Raw genomic sequence first — 14,937 nt, forward strand, 5'->3', positions numbered from 1 at the left:
CGAAGGGGCGCCGCGGTGCGACGGTGTCACGGGAGCCCCGGCGCGTCATCAGACGGGCGTCGGGAGTACGGCGGTCCAGGGCCGACACCCGCACGTTTCTCGCCGCGTTCCCCTACGGCGTGAGCCCGCACCAGCCGTACGGCACCGGCTCTGACCAGCCGGAACGTGCCCGTGACGGTCCCGTGGACCGCCCTTGACGCCGAGCTGCCGCGTCCCTAGCGTCTCCCCGCCCCGACCGGGGAAGTTTCCGAAAGTTTCGCCCTGTTGGGCGCCGGGGACAGGAACGCACGAGAAAGGGACCCGCGTTGACAGCGAACACCAGTACCGGTGGCCGGCCTCTCCCCCGAACGACGCGCCCGCGCCGGGCCCGGGGGCGGCTGCGCACCGCCGCCCTGCCCCTGCTGCTCTCCGGCGGTATGTGCCTGGGCGCCCTGACCGCGACGGGGACGGCACAGGCGGAGCCGGCGGCCGCCGGGGCCCGGACCGACGACACGATCGTCGAATCCACCCGGCGCGGCGGCAGGACGGTCGCCCTCACCTTCGACGACGGCCCCGACCCCACCGACACCCCGCGCCTGCTGGACGTGCTGCGCAAGCACCACGTCAAGGCGGTGTTCTGCCTCTGGGGCGACCACGTCAAGGAGCACCCCGAACTGGTCCGCGCGATCGTCGCGGGCGGCCACACCCTGTGCAACCACACGATGCACCACGACGACATGGGCACCTGGTCGCCGCAGGAGATCCGCGCGGACCTGGAGCGGACCACGGCCGAGATCCGCCGGGCGGCGCCCGGCGCACCCATCCCGTACTTCCGCGCCCCGTACGGAAGCTGGGGCAAGACCCCGCAGGTCGCGGCGGAGCTGGGGATGCAGCCGCTGGGGTGGCGGCTCGCGGTCGGCGACTGGGACCCGCCGGGCACCGGTGAACTGGTCCGCCGGATCGAGGAGGGCGTCACGCCCGGCGCCGTGGTGCTCCTGCACGACGGCGGCGGCGACCGCAGTCGGACCGTGGCGGCCGTCGACCGGGTCGTGCCCCGGCTCAGGGACGGCGGCTGGCGCTTCGACCGGCCCGCTCGCAGGCCCGCACGGCGCGGCTGACGCCCGTCCACGACAACGCTCCGGGAGAACCGAATGAGACCATCAGCCCTGCGGACCGCCGGCCGACGCCCGAGACGGGCGGCCGGTCGCCTCCTCGCCCTGCTCGCCGGCGCCCTGCTCCTCGCCACCGCCCAGCCCGCACCCGCCGCACCCACCGCGTCCGCCGCACCCCGGCCCGCCTCACCCCGCTCCGGAAACCCGGCCGGGACCTGGGTCGGGACCTGGTCGGCCACGCCCACCGCCGTGCCCGCCTCGGACGGAACCGTCTTCGAGAACCAGACCGTCCGCCAGACCGTCCGCACCAGCGTCGGCGGCGACGCCGTACGCGTCCGGCTGTCCAACGAGTTCGGCGACCGGCCCCTGGTCGTCGGCGAGGCCAGGATCGCCCACCGCGCCGCGGATGGACCCGGCTCGAGCATCGACCCGCGCACCGACCGCCCGCTCACCTTCGGCGGCCGTACCTCCGTGACGGTGCCCGCCGGCGCACCCGTGCTCAGCGACCCCGTCCCCCTGCGGGTCCCCGCAGGTTCGGCCCTCGTCGTCAGCATCCACCTGCCGGAGCGAACGCCGGGCTCGACGGTCCACGCGTTCGCCTACCAGCACAATCACGTCGCGTCCGGCAACGTCACCGGGCGCACCGACATCGAGGCGACGGCCACCGTCGACCGCTGGTACTTCATGACCGGCGTCAGCGTGCACACCGCACGCTCCGACCGGGCCTCGGCCGTGGTCGCCCTGGGCGACTCCATCACGGACGGTGCCGACACCGAGGTGAACGCCGACCACCGCTGGCCCGACCACCTCGCCCGGCGCCTGCGCGCCTACACCCCCGGCCGGCCCGCCGTCGGCGTGCTCAACCAGGGCGTCAGCGGCAACCGCCTCCTCCACGACCCGAATCCGCCGGCCGGCTCCGACGCCGAGAACTTCGCCGCGTACTTCGGGCAGAGCGCGCTGCGCCGCTTCGACCGCGACGTCGCCTCCCAGCCGGGCGCCGAACACCTCGTCGTGCTCCTCGGGGTGAACGACCTCGGGCATCCCGGCACCGTCGCGCCGGAGTCGGAGAAGGTCTCGGCCGCGGACATCATCGACGCCCACCGCCAGCTCGTCGCCCGCGCCCACGACCGGGGCCTGAAGGTCCACGGGGGCACGATCCTGCCGTTCAAGAACGACACGTTCGGGTTCTACAGCCCCGCCAACGAGGCTGCCCGGCAGGCCGTCAACCACTGGATCCGCACGAGCGGCGGGTACGACTCGGTCATCGACTTCGACCGCGCCCTGCGGGACCCGGCCGACCCGCAGCGCCTCCTCGCGCGCTACGACAGCGGCGACCACCTCCACCCCAACGACGCCGGGGCCGCGGCGATGGCCGCTGCCGTCCCGCTCCATCGGCTGCGCTGACGGGGGACCGGCCGCACGGGCCACGGGTCACGTGCGGCCGGCACTCAGCCGGGGAGTTCGGTGCGCTCCCACCACTCGTAGACGGGCAGCGTTCCGTCGGCGGTCTCCTGGTGCCGCGCCGTCATCCGGAAGTGCTCGTATCCGCCCCGGAACTGGACCTTGATGTCCGATCCGGATGCGGTGACCGGCACGATCCGCTCGGAGAGATCGCCGGGGCCGCCTTCCAGGACTGCTTTCTTCGCGTTGTCGTTCATGCTCGGAAAGTCTTCCCGGTAGGGCGGCCGCGCCCCTCGTGACGCGCCGGGACGGACCTGTCGCGTCCGGCTCCCGTCCTCGGCGGTCAACCCGACCGGGCGGGGCCGACGAGTCCGGCGCCCGGGTTCTCGGCCTCCTGGGCCATCAACGCGCTGGCGGTGAACAGCCCGGAGACGGACGCCGCGGACATCAGCCGGGAGGCCGTTGCCTCGTCGGTCTCCGGCGGGACGACCAGCAGGTCCCAGCGGCCCAGGGTGTAGGAGAGCAGGATCAGCTTGTGCGGGTCCTGCTCCGCCGCGAACCAGCCGATGTGCACCGTGTGCTTCGCCAGGGGCACCTTGCGCGGGATCACGGGCCAGTGCGCCGGATTCACCGTGACGCGGGTGATCCGGCCCCAGCGCACGTCCAACAGGTCGATCAGGGCGGGGAGTTCAGTCAGAAGATCGCGGGAGCGGGGCCACCAGGCCCCGTCCAGGAGTCCCCGGGGTGAACCGGCCGGGGCCAGGGAGAGCCGCACCGGTGGTGAGGCGGGGCGTTCGTCGGGGATCGGACGGTCGGTGGTCACGGTCATGACGGGACCCGTCTCGGGGATGTCTGGGACATCCCGGTGTCGCTGCTCGCCGAGAACGACGCCGACATGAGAGTCGGCGTGCGAAATGCTCCCGGCGTCTTCAGCGTACTCCGGTCACGGCCCCCGCAGGGCGTACGCGGTCGGCCCTTTCCGGCGCGGTACGCGGGCCCCGCCGGGGGCCGTCGGCGCGGAGTACGGTGGGACGACAAGGCCACTTCACAGGGCGGGCCACCGGTCCCGCAGACGGGTGGACACCATGGCCGACTCCGACATCCCCGCCGGTGCGGGGCTGCTTCCCGACGAGATCCATCACTCCATGAGGCCCGGGACGGCCCTGCTGAGGCTGGAGACGACACATGCCCGCGACGGAGTCCTGGACGGCGCGTGGTGGCCGCGGTCGCGGGACGTCGGCGGCGAGCTGCCTTCGCTGATCACCGCGCTGACCGAGTATCTGGGACCGGTCACCCGTGTCGGACTGGACGCGAGTGCCTGGGAGGATCTGCCCACGCGGCTGACCGTCGAGGGCCGGGTCGTGCACATCGACTCCTCGCCGATCGGTGACGGCACCGTCCTCGTCAGCCGGGGCGAGAGGGACCACTTCGCCCTGCTGGTGGTCCCGCCGGACGCCACGCCGGAGGCGGCGCACGCCGCCATGGCCGAAGCCGTGCGCGCCGGCAACGCCACCACGGCGGAGCAGATCCTCATCGACACGGCAAGCGACCGGCCCCGCGCGAGCCGGTGACGCCCGCGCTCCACTACGCCGCGGCACCGTCGCGTCCGCCCTGCGGTATCCGTTGCCGACGCATTCCCGCACCGGGCTGCCGTGCCCCCGCACCGGACGCGATCACGCCGAGTCGGCGGGCTTTTCGGCTGCTGCCGCGCGGCGGAACTCCGTGTTGATGCGCTGGGCCTCCTCGAGCTGGTCCTCGAGGATGACGATGCGGCAGGCGGCCTCGACCGGCATGCCCTGGTCGACGAGTTCGCGGGCGCGGGCCGCGATCCGGAGCTGGTAGCGGGAGTACCGCCGGTGCCCGCCCTCCGAGCGGAGCGGGGTGATGAGGCGGGCCTCACCGATGGCGCGGAGAAATCCGGGCGTCGTGCCGAGCATCTCGGCGGCGCGCCCCATGGTGTACGCGGGGTAGTCGTCGTCGTCCAGGCGACCACTGAGCGGAGTGTCTGCTGTCATTCCCACCTCTTTGAGCAACGCGTCGAGGGGCCCTGGTGCCGTACGGCACCAGGGCCCCGAAGGAAATTCAACACCATCTGTCGGCTGTACTGCGGTGCCGACCTGCTGTTTCCGCCGACCCGCCCGGGACAGGGCGAGAGCGCGGGGATCGCGGATGCGTGACCGGGGACCACCTTCCAATCCGGGGCCTTGCGGTACCCGGGCCGTGACTCGCTGCCCGGGCGATCCTGATGGCGTCTGCTTCCTCCATTCCTCGTTCGGACCGGCCACTGGGTGCCGGCGGGGTCATGCGAACTGCTGGTGTTGCTGTCGGCAGCCCCTTGTCCTGCGGGCCGCCCGTTGCGCCTGCCAGTCCCGTCGCCGTCCTGCGAACCACGTGGCTTCGGAACTCTGCAGGCGCACCGTCGTGCCAATCACGTACTGCTACCCGCCAGTTCGTCTCTGCCGGGTCTCTCCGACTTCGTCTACGGAAGAAACGTTAGCTGCGTAACGGGCCAATGTCTACCTTGGCGAGCATAGATTTTGGTCGATCGTCGAAGATGGAATCCGTAGGCGGTGACGGAGAGGCGCCGGCCGGGGAAGTCCGGGAGGTCACGGGCGGTCCGCTCGCGCCGGCGGTCGCGGTCGGCGGGCAGTGGCCGCCGCGTCTCCCTTGCGCCCGGTGTACGCCCCACGGCCGGCCCGCCACTGAATAGAATGGGCTCTCATGTCGAACGCTGACGAACTCCTCGTTGACATCGCCGCCAAGGTGGAGTCCGAGCAGAGCAATCAGATGTCCCTGACCGTGGTCATCGGCGGCGCCGTCATCACCGGACGGCTGGCGCCCGAAGCCGTGTGGCGGGAGCGCGTGTCGGAGGTCCTGAGGGACTCCGAGCGCCTCCGCCCGTTCTCCGGCGTCTTCTCCGCAGAGCGGGCCGCGGACCGGCCCGGTCGCGGGGAGCCGCCCACACATCTGCACTTCCATGTCGCCCGGATCCTGCAGGGCAGCGTCGGTATCCCCGAGACGGGCGGGATGTACCGCGTCGCGATCGAGGACGTCAGCGGCTGGACCGTCGGCGACTTCAGCTACTCCGACCACTGACCCCACTGACCCCACGGCCGCCGCCGGCCGTACCGACCGGACGCACGAACGCGGCGAGGGCCCGACCGGAATGTTCCGGTCGGGCCCTCGCCGCGTTCATCTACTGGTCCCGCGGGTGCCGGTCCTGCTTCGGGTGCGCCCGGCCGCGTGCTCCGGGACCGTGCACGTCGCTTACGCGGCGTCCACGTCCGGAGCCCGGTTCCGCCCGGCGGCCCCGCCGGTCACACGGCGGGGGAGGTGCCGAGCAGGGCCGAGGCCTCCTGGAGCGGAGTGAGGGAGCGCGGGGGCACTTCCACGGGCTGGCTGCGGCACGTGAAGCCGAGGCGGGTCACGGCCCTGATGACTTCGCCGGGGGTGAAGTCGCGGCGGTCCTGCCGGGTGACGACTTCGCCGACCTGCATCACGGGGTAGTGGCGGCGGCCGATGATCACGGAGTCACCCGTGATCGGTTCGGGCCTGACGCCCTTCATCGACGCCAGCACCCCGCTTTTGGAGAGGTCGAACGGGAAACGGGCGATGACGCAGCGCATGGTGCCTCCAACGGGAGTGGGAGAGGTCCGGCCCTGGGGGAGAGGGCAGATCAGCGGGAGAGGTTGAGGACGCCCACGGCGCAGCCGTGCTCGTCGACGACGGGCACGGCCCTGAGCGGCCGGTGCCGCAGCGTGTGCTCAGCCTCTGCCACCGTGGTCAGGAGCGAAGGGAACGGCCCCGTGTCGCCGACGACGTCCCGCAGCCGCATCCGGTCCGTGTAGCCGGAGCTGTCGCGGAGGGCGGCGAGCCGGGCCTGGGTGATCAGGTCCGTGCACCGGCCGTCCTCGTCGCTGACGAGCAGGTGCACCGAGCGGGCGCTGTCCATGACGGACAGCGCCACCTCCACCGTCATGTCGTCCCAGACCTGCGGTCCGGGTGCGTCCATGGCGTCGGCCACGGTCCCGGCGGCGGAATCCGCCAGGCGCGGCTTCGTCTGAACCGGCGTCAAAGGTGCCTCCTGCGAAGGGGGGTCGCGATCCGATACTGCTAGGCCGCCGCGTCGAAGGCCGACTGCGGCTGGGCCGTACGGCGCGTCGCCTGGCCGTTCCGGCCGCTCCTGGTGTTGCGGCCGCGGCGGGCGCGGGAGGCGGAGGCGCCGCGCTTGGGGCGCTCGGTCACCGGCGCCGTGATGACGACCGGGACGCCCGACGGGGTCCGCGCACCGGTGATGCGGCCCAGCTCGTCCTCGCCCGAGCGGACCTGGGTGGTGTGGGGGACGATCCCGGCGTCGGACATGAGACGGGTCATGTCGCGGCGCTGGTCGGGCGTCACCAGGGTGACGACGAGGCCGGACTCGCCGGCGCGGGCCGTGCGGCCGCCTCGGTGGATGTAGTCCTTGTGGTCGCTGGGCGGGTCCACGTTGACCACGAGGTCGAGGTTGTCGACGTGGATGCCGCGGGCCGCGACGTTCGTCGCGACCAGCACGGTCACATGGCCGGTCTTGAACTGGGCCAGCGTCCGGTTGCGCTGCGGCTGCGACTTCCCGCCGTGCAGGGCGGCGGCGCGTACGCCGTTGCTCAGCAGGTGGACGGTGAGCTTGTCGACGGCGTGCTTGGTGTCCAGGAACATGATCACGCGACCCTCGCGGGCCGCGATCTCGGTCGTCGTCTGGTGCTTGTCCGCGCCGCGCACGTGGAGCACGTGGTGCTCCATCGTGGTGACCGCGCCCGCGGACGGGTCGACGGAGTGGACCACCGGGTCGGTCAGATAGCGGCGGACCAGGAGGTCGACGTTGCGGTCCAGGGTGGCGGAGAACAGCATCCGCTGGCCTCCGGGACGCACCTGGTCCAGCAGCGCGGTGACCTGCGGCATGAAGCCCATGTCGGCCATCTGGTCGGCCTCGTCGAGGACGGTGATGTCGACCTGGTCCAGGCGGCAGTCGCCGCGCTCGATGAGGTCCTTCAGCCGGCCCGGCGTCGCGACGACGACCTCGGCACCACCGCGGAGCGCGCCGGCCTGCCGGCCGATCGACATTCCGCCGACCACCGTGGTCAGCCGCAGTCGCACGGCGCGGGCGTACGGGGTGAGCGCGTCGGTGACCTGCTGCGCCAGCTCCCGGGTCGGTACGAGCACCAGGGCCAGCGGCTGTCGCGGTTCGGCGCGCCGGCCGGCCGTACGGGCCAGCAGCGCCAGGCCGAACGCCAGGGTCTTGCCGGAGCCGGTGCGCCCGCGGCCGAGTACGTCACGGACCGCGAGCGAGTTCGGCAGCGTCGCGGCCTGGATCGGGAACGGCACGGTCACGCCTTCGGCGGCGAGCGCGGCCAGCAGCGGCGCCGGCATGTCGAGATCGGCGAACGCCTCGACGGCGGGCAGCGCGGGGGTGATCGTCTTCGGCAGGGCGAACTCGCCCTGCGGCGCGGCGGGACGGCGCCCGTAGCCACCCGAACGGCCCGGAGTGCGGGAGCGGTTGGCGGCGGGGGCGCCGGAGCGGCTGCCGCCCTTGCCGGCGTAGGAACCGGCGGAGCCGGCGGAACGGGTGCGGCTGAAACGGTCGTTCGTACGTGTGCGGTTCATGCAGAACCTTCCTCGAAGCGGCACGTCTCAAGGAATTCCTGCAGAACGAACGGCAGAGAGAATCGCAAGAACGGGCCAAAATGCGAAAGCGGATCCGGCCGGCGGGAAATTCTCACGGCCGAGACGCTGAAAACGGGTGACGCGAGCCGGTGCGACCGGCGTGACGCGTACGGGAAGCTCTGGACGGACTCACGGTCCGGAGCCTTGCGGAGAGCAGCCGCCGCGGTGTGCGGCCGCGCAGCTCTCGACTTCATGCCGCCGGGGAAAACGCCACGGCGAGACATAAGGGGCTGTGCCCTGTACTGCAACGAGCTGGGGCCCGCACCCAAGGTGCGGGCCCCAGCTCGTACTGTGCGCGTGAGCGTCAGGCGGGAACGATGTTCTCCGCCGTCGGGCCCTTCTGGCCCTGCGCGATGTCGAAGCTCACCTTCTGGCCTTCGAGCAGCTCGCGGAAGCCCTGGGCGGCGATGTTCGAGTAGTGGGCGAACACGTCAGCGCCGCCACCGTCCTGCTCGATGAAGCCGAAACCCTTTTCCGCGTTGAACCACTTCACGGTGCCAGTAGCCATATGTAAATCAATCTCCTTCGGGCAGTGCATCGGGTCCCGCACTGTGCGGAAGCCGCGTCGCCGCGATGATTGCCCTGCCCGGAAAAGACCGGAAATACAAAAGCACTCTCGTTGGCACCGAAGCCGGTGAGGGTGCTTGAAGTTCTGGGAACCACAACTGCAACTGATGTCGACAGTAGCACGCCGCGTTCTGCGATGCGTGACGCATGATTGCGCTCCGCCTGTTGTCCCAGAAAACCTCATCAGGGGTCGCGGCTATTTCTCATTTCATGGGCACAGATATTGTTCGACCGGAACACCGCACCGGGCCGGCGTCACGGGCTGCGGGGACCCCGTTCCCCGCCGGGCCGCCCGCCCGAGACGGCCTGCGCGCTGGGCAGGTCCGTGCGCATCCTGAGGAGCGAGGCCGCCGCCATGAAGAGCGACACCGCTCCGGACGCCGAGCCGGCGCTCCGGGGTCGTGGCTGACGTACTCGGTCGGAGCTGAGTACCTGCGCCCTGGCCGGTCACACGTCCGGTCGAGATGCTTCGGCCATGCGACGACCTCTGAAACTTCTTCCCGAGCTGTCGGCCCTCCTCGTGGTGGCCGTGGTGTCGGCGGCGTTGTGGGCGGCCTGGCTGGGCTGGGACCAGCACCGTGACGTGCATCCCGACGGTTCGACGACCGGCCCGTACGAGGTGTGGCAGGTGGCAGGGCTGGTGCTGACCCTGCTGGCGCCGGTGTACTGGGCGGCGTCCCGGCGCCGCTTCGCGGGCGCCGTGCTCGGCACCACGCTCGGCCTGACGGCCGCCGCCTCCTACGACTGGTCGGACGACGCCGGCGGCCTCTTCGTGATCGGCGTGGCACTGATCACGATGGGGAGCTTCGCCGCCACGACCGCGGTTTCCGCCGTGGTCGCCGTCGTGAAGCGAGACGGCCGCGGGAGCGGGGGCTCCGCGTAGTACGGAGGCCACGGCGCCCGGTCCTCGGGCCGCGAGCGATCAGGGCCCTGAGGACCGGCGCCGGCGCGGTGGCCAGTTGCCGGCCCGCTCGGAGAGGATCTGCTGCCGCAGCTCCACCAGGGCCCGGAGCGCGGTGCTGTACATCTGGATGCTCTTCTCGCTGTGCGTGTCCACGGCGGTCTTGAGACTCCGGCTGCGGTGTGGAAGACGCCGCCGTGCGCCGTGATGTCGGCCGCCATGGCGTCGGCGATGCGGGCGCTGCCGCCTTGGGGCGGGGGCCAGCCGCTGCTGTGGGCGTGTGCGCCAGCGGCATCGCGACCGCCGCCGACGTGACCGACGGGAGCTTGCCGACGGCGTGCGCGGCCACGCCCGCCAGCAGTGCCTTCGCGGGCTCGGTGGTGGAGGGTGTGCGCCCGGTGGCGTGGGCGAGCACGCAGGTCGACCACGGCCCGGCACCGGGCTCAGCCGGTGGCCACCTTGTACGCCGTGTAGGCAGCGCCGGTGACCGCACCGGCGCCGACCACGGCACGACGGCCAGATCGAGCCGGCGCGCAGGACCAGATGGAGCTCGACGAGCACGGCCTGAACCCGGGCCCGGTGAGAGTGTCGACCGCTGCCGGGATTCTGCTGATCTTCTCCCACTCGTCCGTCACCGGCCTGTACGTGGCGCGCAGGGAGGAGCTGGTGCTCAAGCGGCTGCGTACGGGAGAGGTCTCCGACCCGGTGATCCTGGCCGGCGGCGCGTCCCTGTACGTCACGATCGCCGTGGTGCAGATCGTGGTGGTCGCGGCCGTGCTGTCGGTGATGTTCGGGGCGGCGCCCCGGCAACCGCTGTCGGCGGCCGCCGGGTTGCTCACCGGAGTCGCGCTGATGACGGCGATGGCCGCCGCGACGGCCGCGCTGTGCCGGACCGTCGAGTCCGTGCTGGTCGCGACGCTCCCGGCCGTCTTCGTCCTGCCGATGATCTCCGGGATCTGCATCCCCCGCGAGGTGCTGCCCGACGCCGTCGGCGACGCACTGCTGTTCGCGCCGCTGTCCCCGACGGTCGACCTGGTCCGCTCCGGATGGACCGGCGAGCTGACCGCGGGCGGGGTGCTGACCCGAGGCGCGCCGGCGATCTTATGGACAGCTCTGTTCGCCTGGACCGCGTCCCGCTCATTCCGTTGGGAGCCCCGCACCTGACGCCCGGCGGGAGCGCAGCGGCCGGCCGGCATGGCGCCGACCGGCCGGACCGTGAGGTCAGGACACGCAGGGGTTCAGCTGGTCCAGACGACCGGGCTGTCGCCGTACGCGTCGCCCTCGTCGAACTCGGCTGCCGTGACCGGCTTGCCCGTCGAGGCGGTGAGCGTGCACGTCTCGTACGACGCGCCCTTGGTGGTGAACTCGGTGGGCGCGGTCTCACGGTCGCACTTGCCCGGGATGTCGCCGATCAGTACGACTCCGGTGCCGGCGCCGCCTTCCAGCACGCCGTCCAGCTTCAGCGACGCGTACGACAGGTCGGTGCCGCCGACGTTCTCCACCTTCATCCTGATGAAGTAGGGCGTCATTCCCTTCGCCTTCTCACCGAAGGCGGCCATGTCGGCCTCGGCGCCCTTCTCGATCGCCGTGACCGTGATGGCGATGGTGCCCTTCTTCTTGCTCGTGTACTCGAAGGGGACGACCGCCCGGTCGCCGACCTTGAGTCCGGTGCCCGGCGCGGTGACGTCACCCTCGGCCGGTGCGCCACCGGCGTCGCCGCTGTCGGTAGCCGGGCTTTCGCTGCTCGGCGCGGGCGCGGCCGGGGTGGAGGCCGCCGGCGGATCCTGCGCCGCAGGCTCTCCCTCGTCGCTGGTGCAGGCCGACACCGCGAGCCCCATGGTGGCCAGAGCAGCCGCGAACACGATACGTCCCTTGTGCACTACTACCTCACTGGTAACGAGAGCTGTCCGACACGGCAGCTTCGAGCGTTCGATTGTTTCGAGAAAGACCACCGACAACACGGCCGGACATGCCGGAACGGCCTCCCGACGGCGTTTCGTCGTCGACGCGCATAGTGGCACATCGCGGAATACGGCCGGTACACACCGGGAATACGCGCTCCTCGGCACGGCTCAGCGGATCTTGGCCCGCACGGCAGCCGCCTCGTCGGCCAGGTGCTGCGCGGCGGTGTCGTCTCCCGCCGCGGCCCGGAGCCGGGCGAGCGTTTCCAGCGCCCTTGCGAGCAGGTACGGGTAGTCGACGCCGCGGGCCACCTCGACCGCGCGTTCCCCCTCGCCGATCGCCGCGGGCAGTTCGTGGCGACCGTACAGGCGGGGATCGAGCAGGTCGATGAGACCACGGGTCTCGAACATGGGGTCATGGAGCACACGCGCCACCTCGACGCCTTCGAGAAGACGGCGGCGCGCGTCGGCGTACTCACCGCGGGCCAGATGGAGACAGCCCCACGCGTGGGCCGTGTAGAACACGCCCGACGACCCCACGTCCCGGGCGTACTCGGTCAGTTCGGTGAACGACTCCTCGGCCTCCGCGGGACGGCCGAGAGCGAGCTGCGCCCGGCCGAGCCAGTAGGTGTCCCGCGCGATCAGGGCCCTGATGCCCTCCTTCCGCGCCCCGGCGACGATCTCCGCGAGGACCTCTGCCGCGACCGCCGGCCTGCCCGCCTGGAGGTGGGCGAGTCCGACCTGCGAGTACGCGTGCAGGGCCGCCGCGGCCTGCCCGCCGGCGTTGAGCCGTTCGTAGGCCTCGCGGCCCGCCGTGATCGCCTCGGTCAGACGCCCGCCCGGCACGAGGAAGAACGGCGCGTTGCTCAGCGCCTCCAGGTAACCCCGCCGGTCCCCGATCCGCTCGAACAGCTCCATGGCCTCGGTGTTGGACTCCTCGGCCGGACCGTACCGGCGCCGGGTGTAGCGCAGTCCGGCCATCGAGATGAGGAGTCTGGCCCGGCCCCGCACGTTGCCCGCGGCCGTGGCGAGGGCCATCGCCGTGTCGTAGCACTCCTGCCAGTCGTCGAAGTACCGCTGCGTCTCGAACAGCGCGTGCCCGCCCACGGCCAGCTCCCAGCAGAGCTCGTCCCGGCCCAGTTCCGCGGCCTGCCGCACACCCGCGACCAGCGCAACCCGCTCCGAATCCAGCACGTCCATCGGCGGTACGGAGGGCGGCAGGCTCGCCTCCACCCGCGCCGGCTGCCACCGGTCGGCGTCCCGCTGGTACATGTTCTGCCCCATGTGGTCACGGTCGGCGATGTCCGTGTGGGCCAGGAGGGCGCCGAGGACACGGACGACGGCCTCCTCCCGGGCCTCCGCCGTCTCCTCCACCTCCGCGCGTTCCCTCGCGTACGCGCGGATCAGGTCGTGGAAGCCGTAACGCGCCTGACCGTGCGGCGTTCCGGTGACGTCGAGCAGGTGGACGTCGACCAGCTCGTCGAGGAGTTCCTGGGCCGCGCGCAGTTCGGTGTCGACGGCGGCGGCAGCCGCCCAGAGCGGGAAGTCGGGCGCCTCCAGGAGCCCGAGGAGCCGGAACAGCCGCCGTGCCTCCGGCCGGAGACCCGCATGGCTCAGCCCGAAACTGGCCCGTACTTCGAGGTCGCGATAGCGGAGCGCGTCCAGCCGATGCTGCTCGTCCGCCAACCGCGACACCAGGTCCGCCAGGCGCCAGTGCGGTCGTGACAGCAGGAGCGACCCGACGATCCGCAGCGCGAGCGGCAGCCGGGCGCACAGCCGGACCAGGTCGGACAGCTCCGACCGGGTGGCCGAGGCCAACCGGTCGTCCGTGCTGTCGCGCAGCATCGCCAGACTGTCGGCCTCCGACATCTCGCGGAGCTCGACCCGGTGCGCGCCGCCAAGACCGCCGAGCCGCACCCGGCCGGTGACGATCACTCCGCACGTACCGCTCGCCGGCAGCAGGGGAGCCAACTGCTCTTCGTCGTAGGCGTCGTCGAGCACCACCAGGATGCGGCGCTCCGCGAGCATCCCCCGGTAGAGATCCGTGCGCTCCTCCGGATCCTCCGGCACCGCGGTGGCGGGCACTCCCAGCGCACGCAGGAAGCGGCCGAGCACCGTGGCCGGGGCGACCGGCTGGGTACGCGCACCGGCCAGGGCGGCGAACAGCTGCCCGTCGGGGTACGCGGACCTGAGGCGGTGCGCGGCCTGCACCGCGAGCGCGGTCTTGCCGACCCCGCCGGGGCCGGAGACCGTCACCACCGCGGCCGGCTCGTCAACGGCCCGGTTCTCGCGGAGCACCGCTTCGATCTCCGCCAACTCCGCCCGCTGCCCGCTGAAGTCGCCGAGTGCCGGCGGCAGCATCCGGGCGACGGCGGCGTTTTGGCGTTGCCGCTCCTCGGCCGGGAGCGCCGCGTCCAGCGCGGGGTCCTCGCCGAGGACGGCCCGGTGCAGGTCCCGCAACTGCTGCCCGGGCTCCAGGCCGGTCTCCGCGGCCAGGACGTCACGGACCTGGAGATAGGCGTGCAGCGCGTCCGCCCGCCGGCCGCAGCGATACAGCGCGAGCATGAGCTGGGCCCACATCCGCTCGCGGAAGGGGTGTTCCATCGTCAGCGCGGTCAGCTCGCCAAGGAGCTCGCTGTGCCGGCCGAGCCGGAGGTCGACGTCGATCCGTTCTTCGAGTACGCCGAGCCGCAGCTCGTCGAGGCGAGCGGCCTCCGAGGTCAGCGCCGGGACGTCGGCGATTCCGGCGAACGCGGGTCCCCGCCAGAGGCCCAGGGCCTCGTCGAAGATCCGACGCGACTGATCGAGACCACCCGCCGCCAGCGCCGCTCTGGCCATGCCCGCCAGATCCTCGAAACGGGCCGCGTCCAGTTCGTCCCGGTCGGCCCGCAGCACATAGCCCCGGCCCTGTGTGGCGATGCGCCCCGGCTCCCCCAGGCGCTGCCGGAGCCGGTGGACGTAGGTCTGCACGTTCTTGGCGGCACTCTTCGGCTGCTCCTCGCCCCACAGGGCCTCGGCCAGCGCGTCACCGGTCATCTGCCGGCCCGGCCGGCTCAGCAGGACCGCCAGGAGCAGGCGTGCTTTCGGCGTGCCCGGTTCCAGCGGTACGCCGGCCCGTCGCACGGTCAGCGGGCCCAACACCCCGAAGTCCACAGCCGCCCCCTGCCTTCTACGGCAACTGTATCGGCCGCTGCCGTGGCGCGACCGGCTCGGCACGCGACCGCCGCCGGCGCGCGACCGGCCCGGCGGCTTGCGACCGGCCCGGCGGCGAGGGCGGCTGTCGCGCGTCGGCCTCGAGGCCCCCGGAACGGGCCTCGCGTACGCCGGACCGGCGGACCACAACCACCCCCGGAGGAGAACGGGAACCGGTTACGGT

16 protein-coding genes are annotated in these 14,937 nt (G+C 72.3%); 6 read left to right on the forward strand and 10 right to left on the reverse strand.

The window, feature by feature from the left end:
- The first annotated feature begins 305 nt into the window (after positions 1-305).
- Entirely contained in the window at positions 306-1,097 is a 792-nt protein-coding gene (locus tag ACFYOP_RS17045; RefSeq protein ID WP_356898460.1) for a polysaccharide deacetylase family protein, read from the forward strand.
- 33 nt (positions 1,098-1,130) lie between these two features.
- Positions 1,131-2,495, forward strand: a complete 1,365-nt coding sequence (locus ACFYOP_RS17050) for an SGNH/GDSL hydrolase family protein (RefSeq protein WP_356898461.1) — start codon at positions 1,131-1,133, stop codon at positions 2,493-2,495.
- Between the two features lie 44 nt (positions 2,496-2,539).
- On the opposite strand, the gene ACFYOP_RS17055 is transcribed toward ACFYOP_RS17050, so the two are convergent.
- Positions 2,540-2,749: a DUF5988 family protein gene (locus tag ACFYOP_RS17055; RefSeq protein ID WP_356898462.1), complete on the reverse strand. Its 210-nt coding sequence runs from the start codon at positions 2,747-2,749 to the stop codon at positions 2,540-2,542.
- Positions 2,750-2,835: 86 nt separating this feature from the next.
- Positions 2,836-3,321 carry a DUF5994 family protein gene (locus ACFYOP_RS17060; protein WP_356898463.1) on the reverse strand — a complete coding sequence of 162 codons (486 nt, stop codon included), beginning with the start codon at positions 3,319-3,321 and terminating at the stop codon, positions 2,836-2,838.
- Between the two features lie 256 nt (positions 3,322-3,577).
- Between ACFYOP_RS17060 and ACFYOP_RS17065 the strand changes: the two genes are divergently transcribed.
- Positions 3,578-4,063, forward strand: coding sequence for a DUF5994 family protein (locus tag ACFYOP_RS17065; protein WP_356898464.1), 486 nt, complete (start codon positions 3,578-3,580; stop codon positions 4,061-4,063).
- 102 nt (positions 4,064-4,165) lie between these two features.
- Here ACFYOP_RS17065 and ACFYOP_RS17070 read toward each other — a convergent pair whose 3' ends face one another.
- Positions 4,166-4,507, reverse strand: coding sequence for a MerR family transcriptional regulator (locus tag ACFYOP_RS17070; RefSeq protein ID WP_356898465.1), 342 nt, complete (start codon positions 4,505-4,507; stop codon positions 4,166-4,168).
- A gap of 706 nt (positions 4,508-5,213) precedes the next feature.
- On the opposite strand from ACFYOP_RS17070, the gene ACFYOP_RS17075 reads away from it, so the two are divergent.
- A complete protein-coding gene (locus ACFYOP_RS17075; protein WP_356898466.1) occupies positions 5,214-5,588 on the forward strand; it encodes a hypothetical protein in 375 nt (124 codons plus the stop codon).
- A gap of 221 nt (positions 5,589-5,809) precedes the next feature.
- On the opposite strand, the gene ACFYOP_RS17080 is transcribed toward ACFYOP_RS17075, so the two are convergent.
- The 4 genes from ACFYOP_RS17080 to ACFYOP_RS17095 all read right to left on the reverse strand — a co-directional run bounded on the left by ACFYOP_RS17080 (position 5,810) and on the right by ACFYOP_RS17095 (position 8,700).
- The gene (locus ACFYOP_RS17080; RefSeq protein ID WP_356898467.1) at positions 5,810-6,118 is read right to left on the reverse strand and encodes an SCO5918 family protein; all 309 of its coding nucleotides are present in this window, start codon (positions 6,116-6,118) and stop codon (positions 5,810-5,812) included.
- Positions 6,119-6,168: 50 nt separating this feature from the next.
- Complete coding sequence (locus tag ACFYOP_RS17085; RefSeq protein WP_356898468.1) at positions 6,169-6,567, reverse strand: CBS domain-containing protein; 399 nt, start codon at positions 6,565-6,567, stop codon at positions 6,169-6,171.
- A 38-nt stretch (positions 6,568-6,605) separates the two neighbouring features.
- Complete coding sequence (locus ACFYOP_RS17090) at positions 6,606-8,132, reverse strand: DEAD/DEAH box helicase (protein ID WP_356898469.1); 1,527 nt, start codon at positions 8,130-8,132, stop codon at positions 6,606-6,608.
- 364 nt (positions 8,133-8,496) lie between these two features.
- Positions 8,497-8,700 carry a cold-shock protein gene (locus ACFYOP_RS17095; RefSeq protein ID WP_004986771.1) on the reverse strand — a complete coding sequence of 68 codons (204 nt, stop codon included), beginning with the start codon at positions 8,698-8,700 and terminating at the stop codon, positions 8,497-8,499.
- Between the two features lie 534 nt (positions 8,701-9,234).
- Here ACFYOP_RS17095 and ACFYOP_RS17100 point away from each other — a divergent pair.
- Positions 9,235-9,642 carry a hypothetical protein gene (locus tag ACFYOP_RS17100; RefSeq protein ID WP_356898470.1) on the forward strand — a complete coding sequence of 136 codons (408 nt, stop codon included), beginning with the start codon at positions 9,235-9,237 and terminating at the stop codon, positions 9,640-9,642.
- Positions 9,643-9,681: 39 nt separating this feature from the next.
- On the opposite strand, the gene ACFYOP_RS17105 is transcribed toward ACFYOP_RS17100, so the two are convergent.
- Positions 9,682-9,816, reverse strand: coding sequence for a hypothetical protein (locus ACFYOP_RS17105; RefSeq protein ID WP_356898471.1), 135 nt, complete (start codon positions 9,814-9,816; stop codon positions 9,682-9,684).
- 327 nt (positions 9,817-10,143) lie between these two features.
- On the opposite strand from ACFYOP_RS17105, the gene ACFYOP_RS17110 reads away from it, so the two are divergent.
- Positions 10,144-10,824: an ABC transporter permease gene (locus ACFYOP_RS17110; RefSeq protein ID WP_388451852.1), complete on the forward strand. Its 681-nt coding sequence runs from the start codon at positions 10,144-10,146 to the stop codon at positions 10,822-10,824.
- A gap of 74 nt (positions 10,825-10,898) precedes the next feature.
- Here ACFYOP_RS17110 and ACFYOP_RS17115 read toward each other — a convergent pair whose 3' ends face one another.
- Both ACFYOP_RS17115 and ACFYOP_RS17120 read right to left on the reverse strand, forming a co-directional pair.
- Entirely contained in the window at positions 10,899-11,498 is a 600-nt protein-coding gene (locus ACFYOP_RS17115) for a hypothetical protein (protein WP_356898501.1), read from the reverse strand.
- Positions 11,499-11,732: 234 nt separating this feature from the next.
- Complete coding sequence (locus ACFYOP_RS17120) at positions 11,733-14,714, reverse strand: BTAD domain-containing putative transcriptional regulator (RefSeq protein WP_356898473.1); 2,982 nt, start codon at positions 14,712-14,714, stop codon at positions 11,733-11,735.
- Positions 14,715-14,937 lie beyond the last annotated feature (223 nt).

The organism is Streptomyces sp. NPDC006294, assembly GCF_042870895.1.
GTDB lineage: Bacteria > Actinomycetota > Actinomycetes > Streptomycetales > Streptomycetaceae > Streptomyces.

Excerpts from the sequence above, each read along its gene's own strand:
- ACFYOP_RS17050 (WP_356898461.1), top strand. The coding sequence starts at position 1,131 with ATGAGACCATCAGCCCTGCGGACCGCCGGCCGACGCCCGAGACGGGCG.
- ACFYOP_RS17055 (WP_356898462.1), bottom strand. The coding sequence starts at position 2,749 with ATGAACGACAACGCGAAGAAAGCAGTCCTGGAAGGCGGCCCCGGCGAT.
- ACFYOP_RS17060 (WP_356898463.1), bottom strand. The coding sequence starts at position 3,321 with ATGACCGTGACCACCGACCGTCCGATCCCCGACGAACGCCCCGCCTCA.
- ACFYOP_RS17065 (WP_356898464.1), top strand. The coding sequence starts at position 3,578 with ATGGCCGACTCCGACATCCCCGCCGGTGCGGGGCTGCTTCCCGACGAG.
- ACFYOP_RS17070 (WP_356898465.1), bottom strand. The coding sequence starts at position 4,507 with ATGACAGCAGACACTCCGCTCAGTGGTCGCCTGGACGACGACGACTAC.
- ACFYOP_RS17075 (WP_356898466.1), top strand. The coding sequence starts at position 5,214 with ATGTCGAACGCTGACGAACTCCTCGTTGACATCGCCGCCAAGGTGGAG.
- ACFYOP_RS17080 (WP_356898467.1), bottom strand. The coding sequence starts at position 6,118 with ATGCGCTGCGTCATCGCCCGTTTCCCGTTCGACCTCTCCAAAAGCGGG.
- ACFYOP_RS17090 (WP_356898469.1), bottom strand. The coding sequence starts at position 8,132 with ATGAACCGCACACGTACGAACGACCGTTTCAGCCGCACCCGTTCCGCC.
- ACFYOP_RS17095 (WP_004986771.1), bottom strand. The coding sequence starts at position 8,700 with ATGGCTACTGGCACCGTGAAGTGGTTCAACGCGGAAAAGGGTTTCGGC.
- ACFYOP_RS17100 (WP_356898470.1), top strand. The coding sequence starts at position 9,235 with ATGCGACGACCTCTGAAACTTCTTCCCGAGCTGTCGGCCCTCCTCGTG.
- ACFYOP_RS17115 (WP_356898501.1), bottom strand. The coding sequence starts at position 11,498 with ATGGGGCTCGCGGTGTCGGCCTGCACCAGCGACGAGGGAGAGCCTGCG.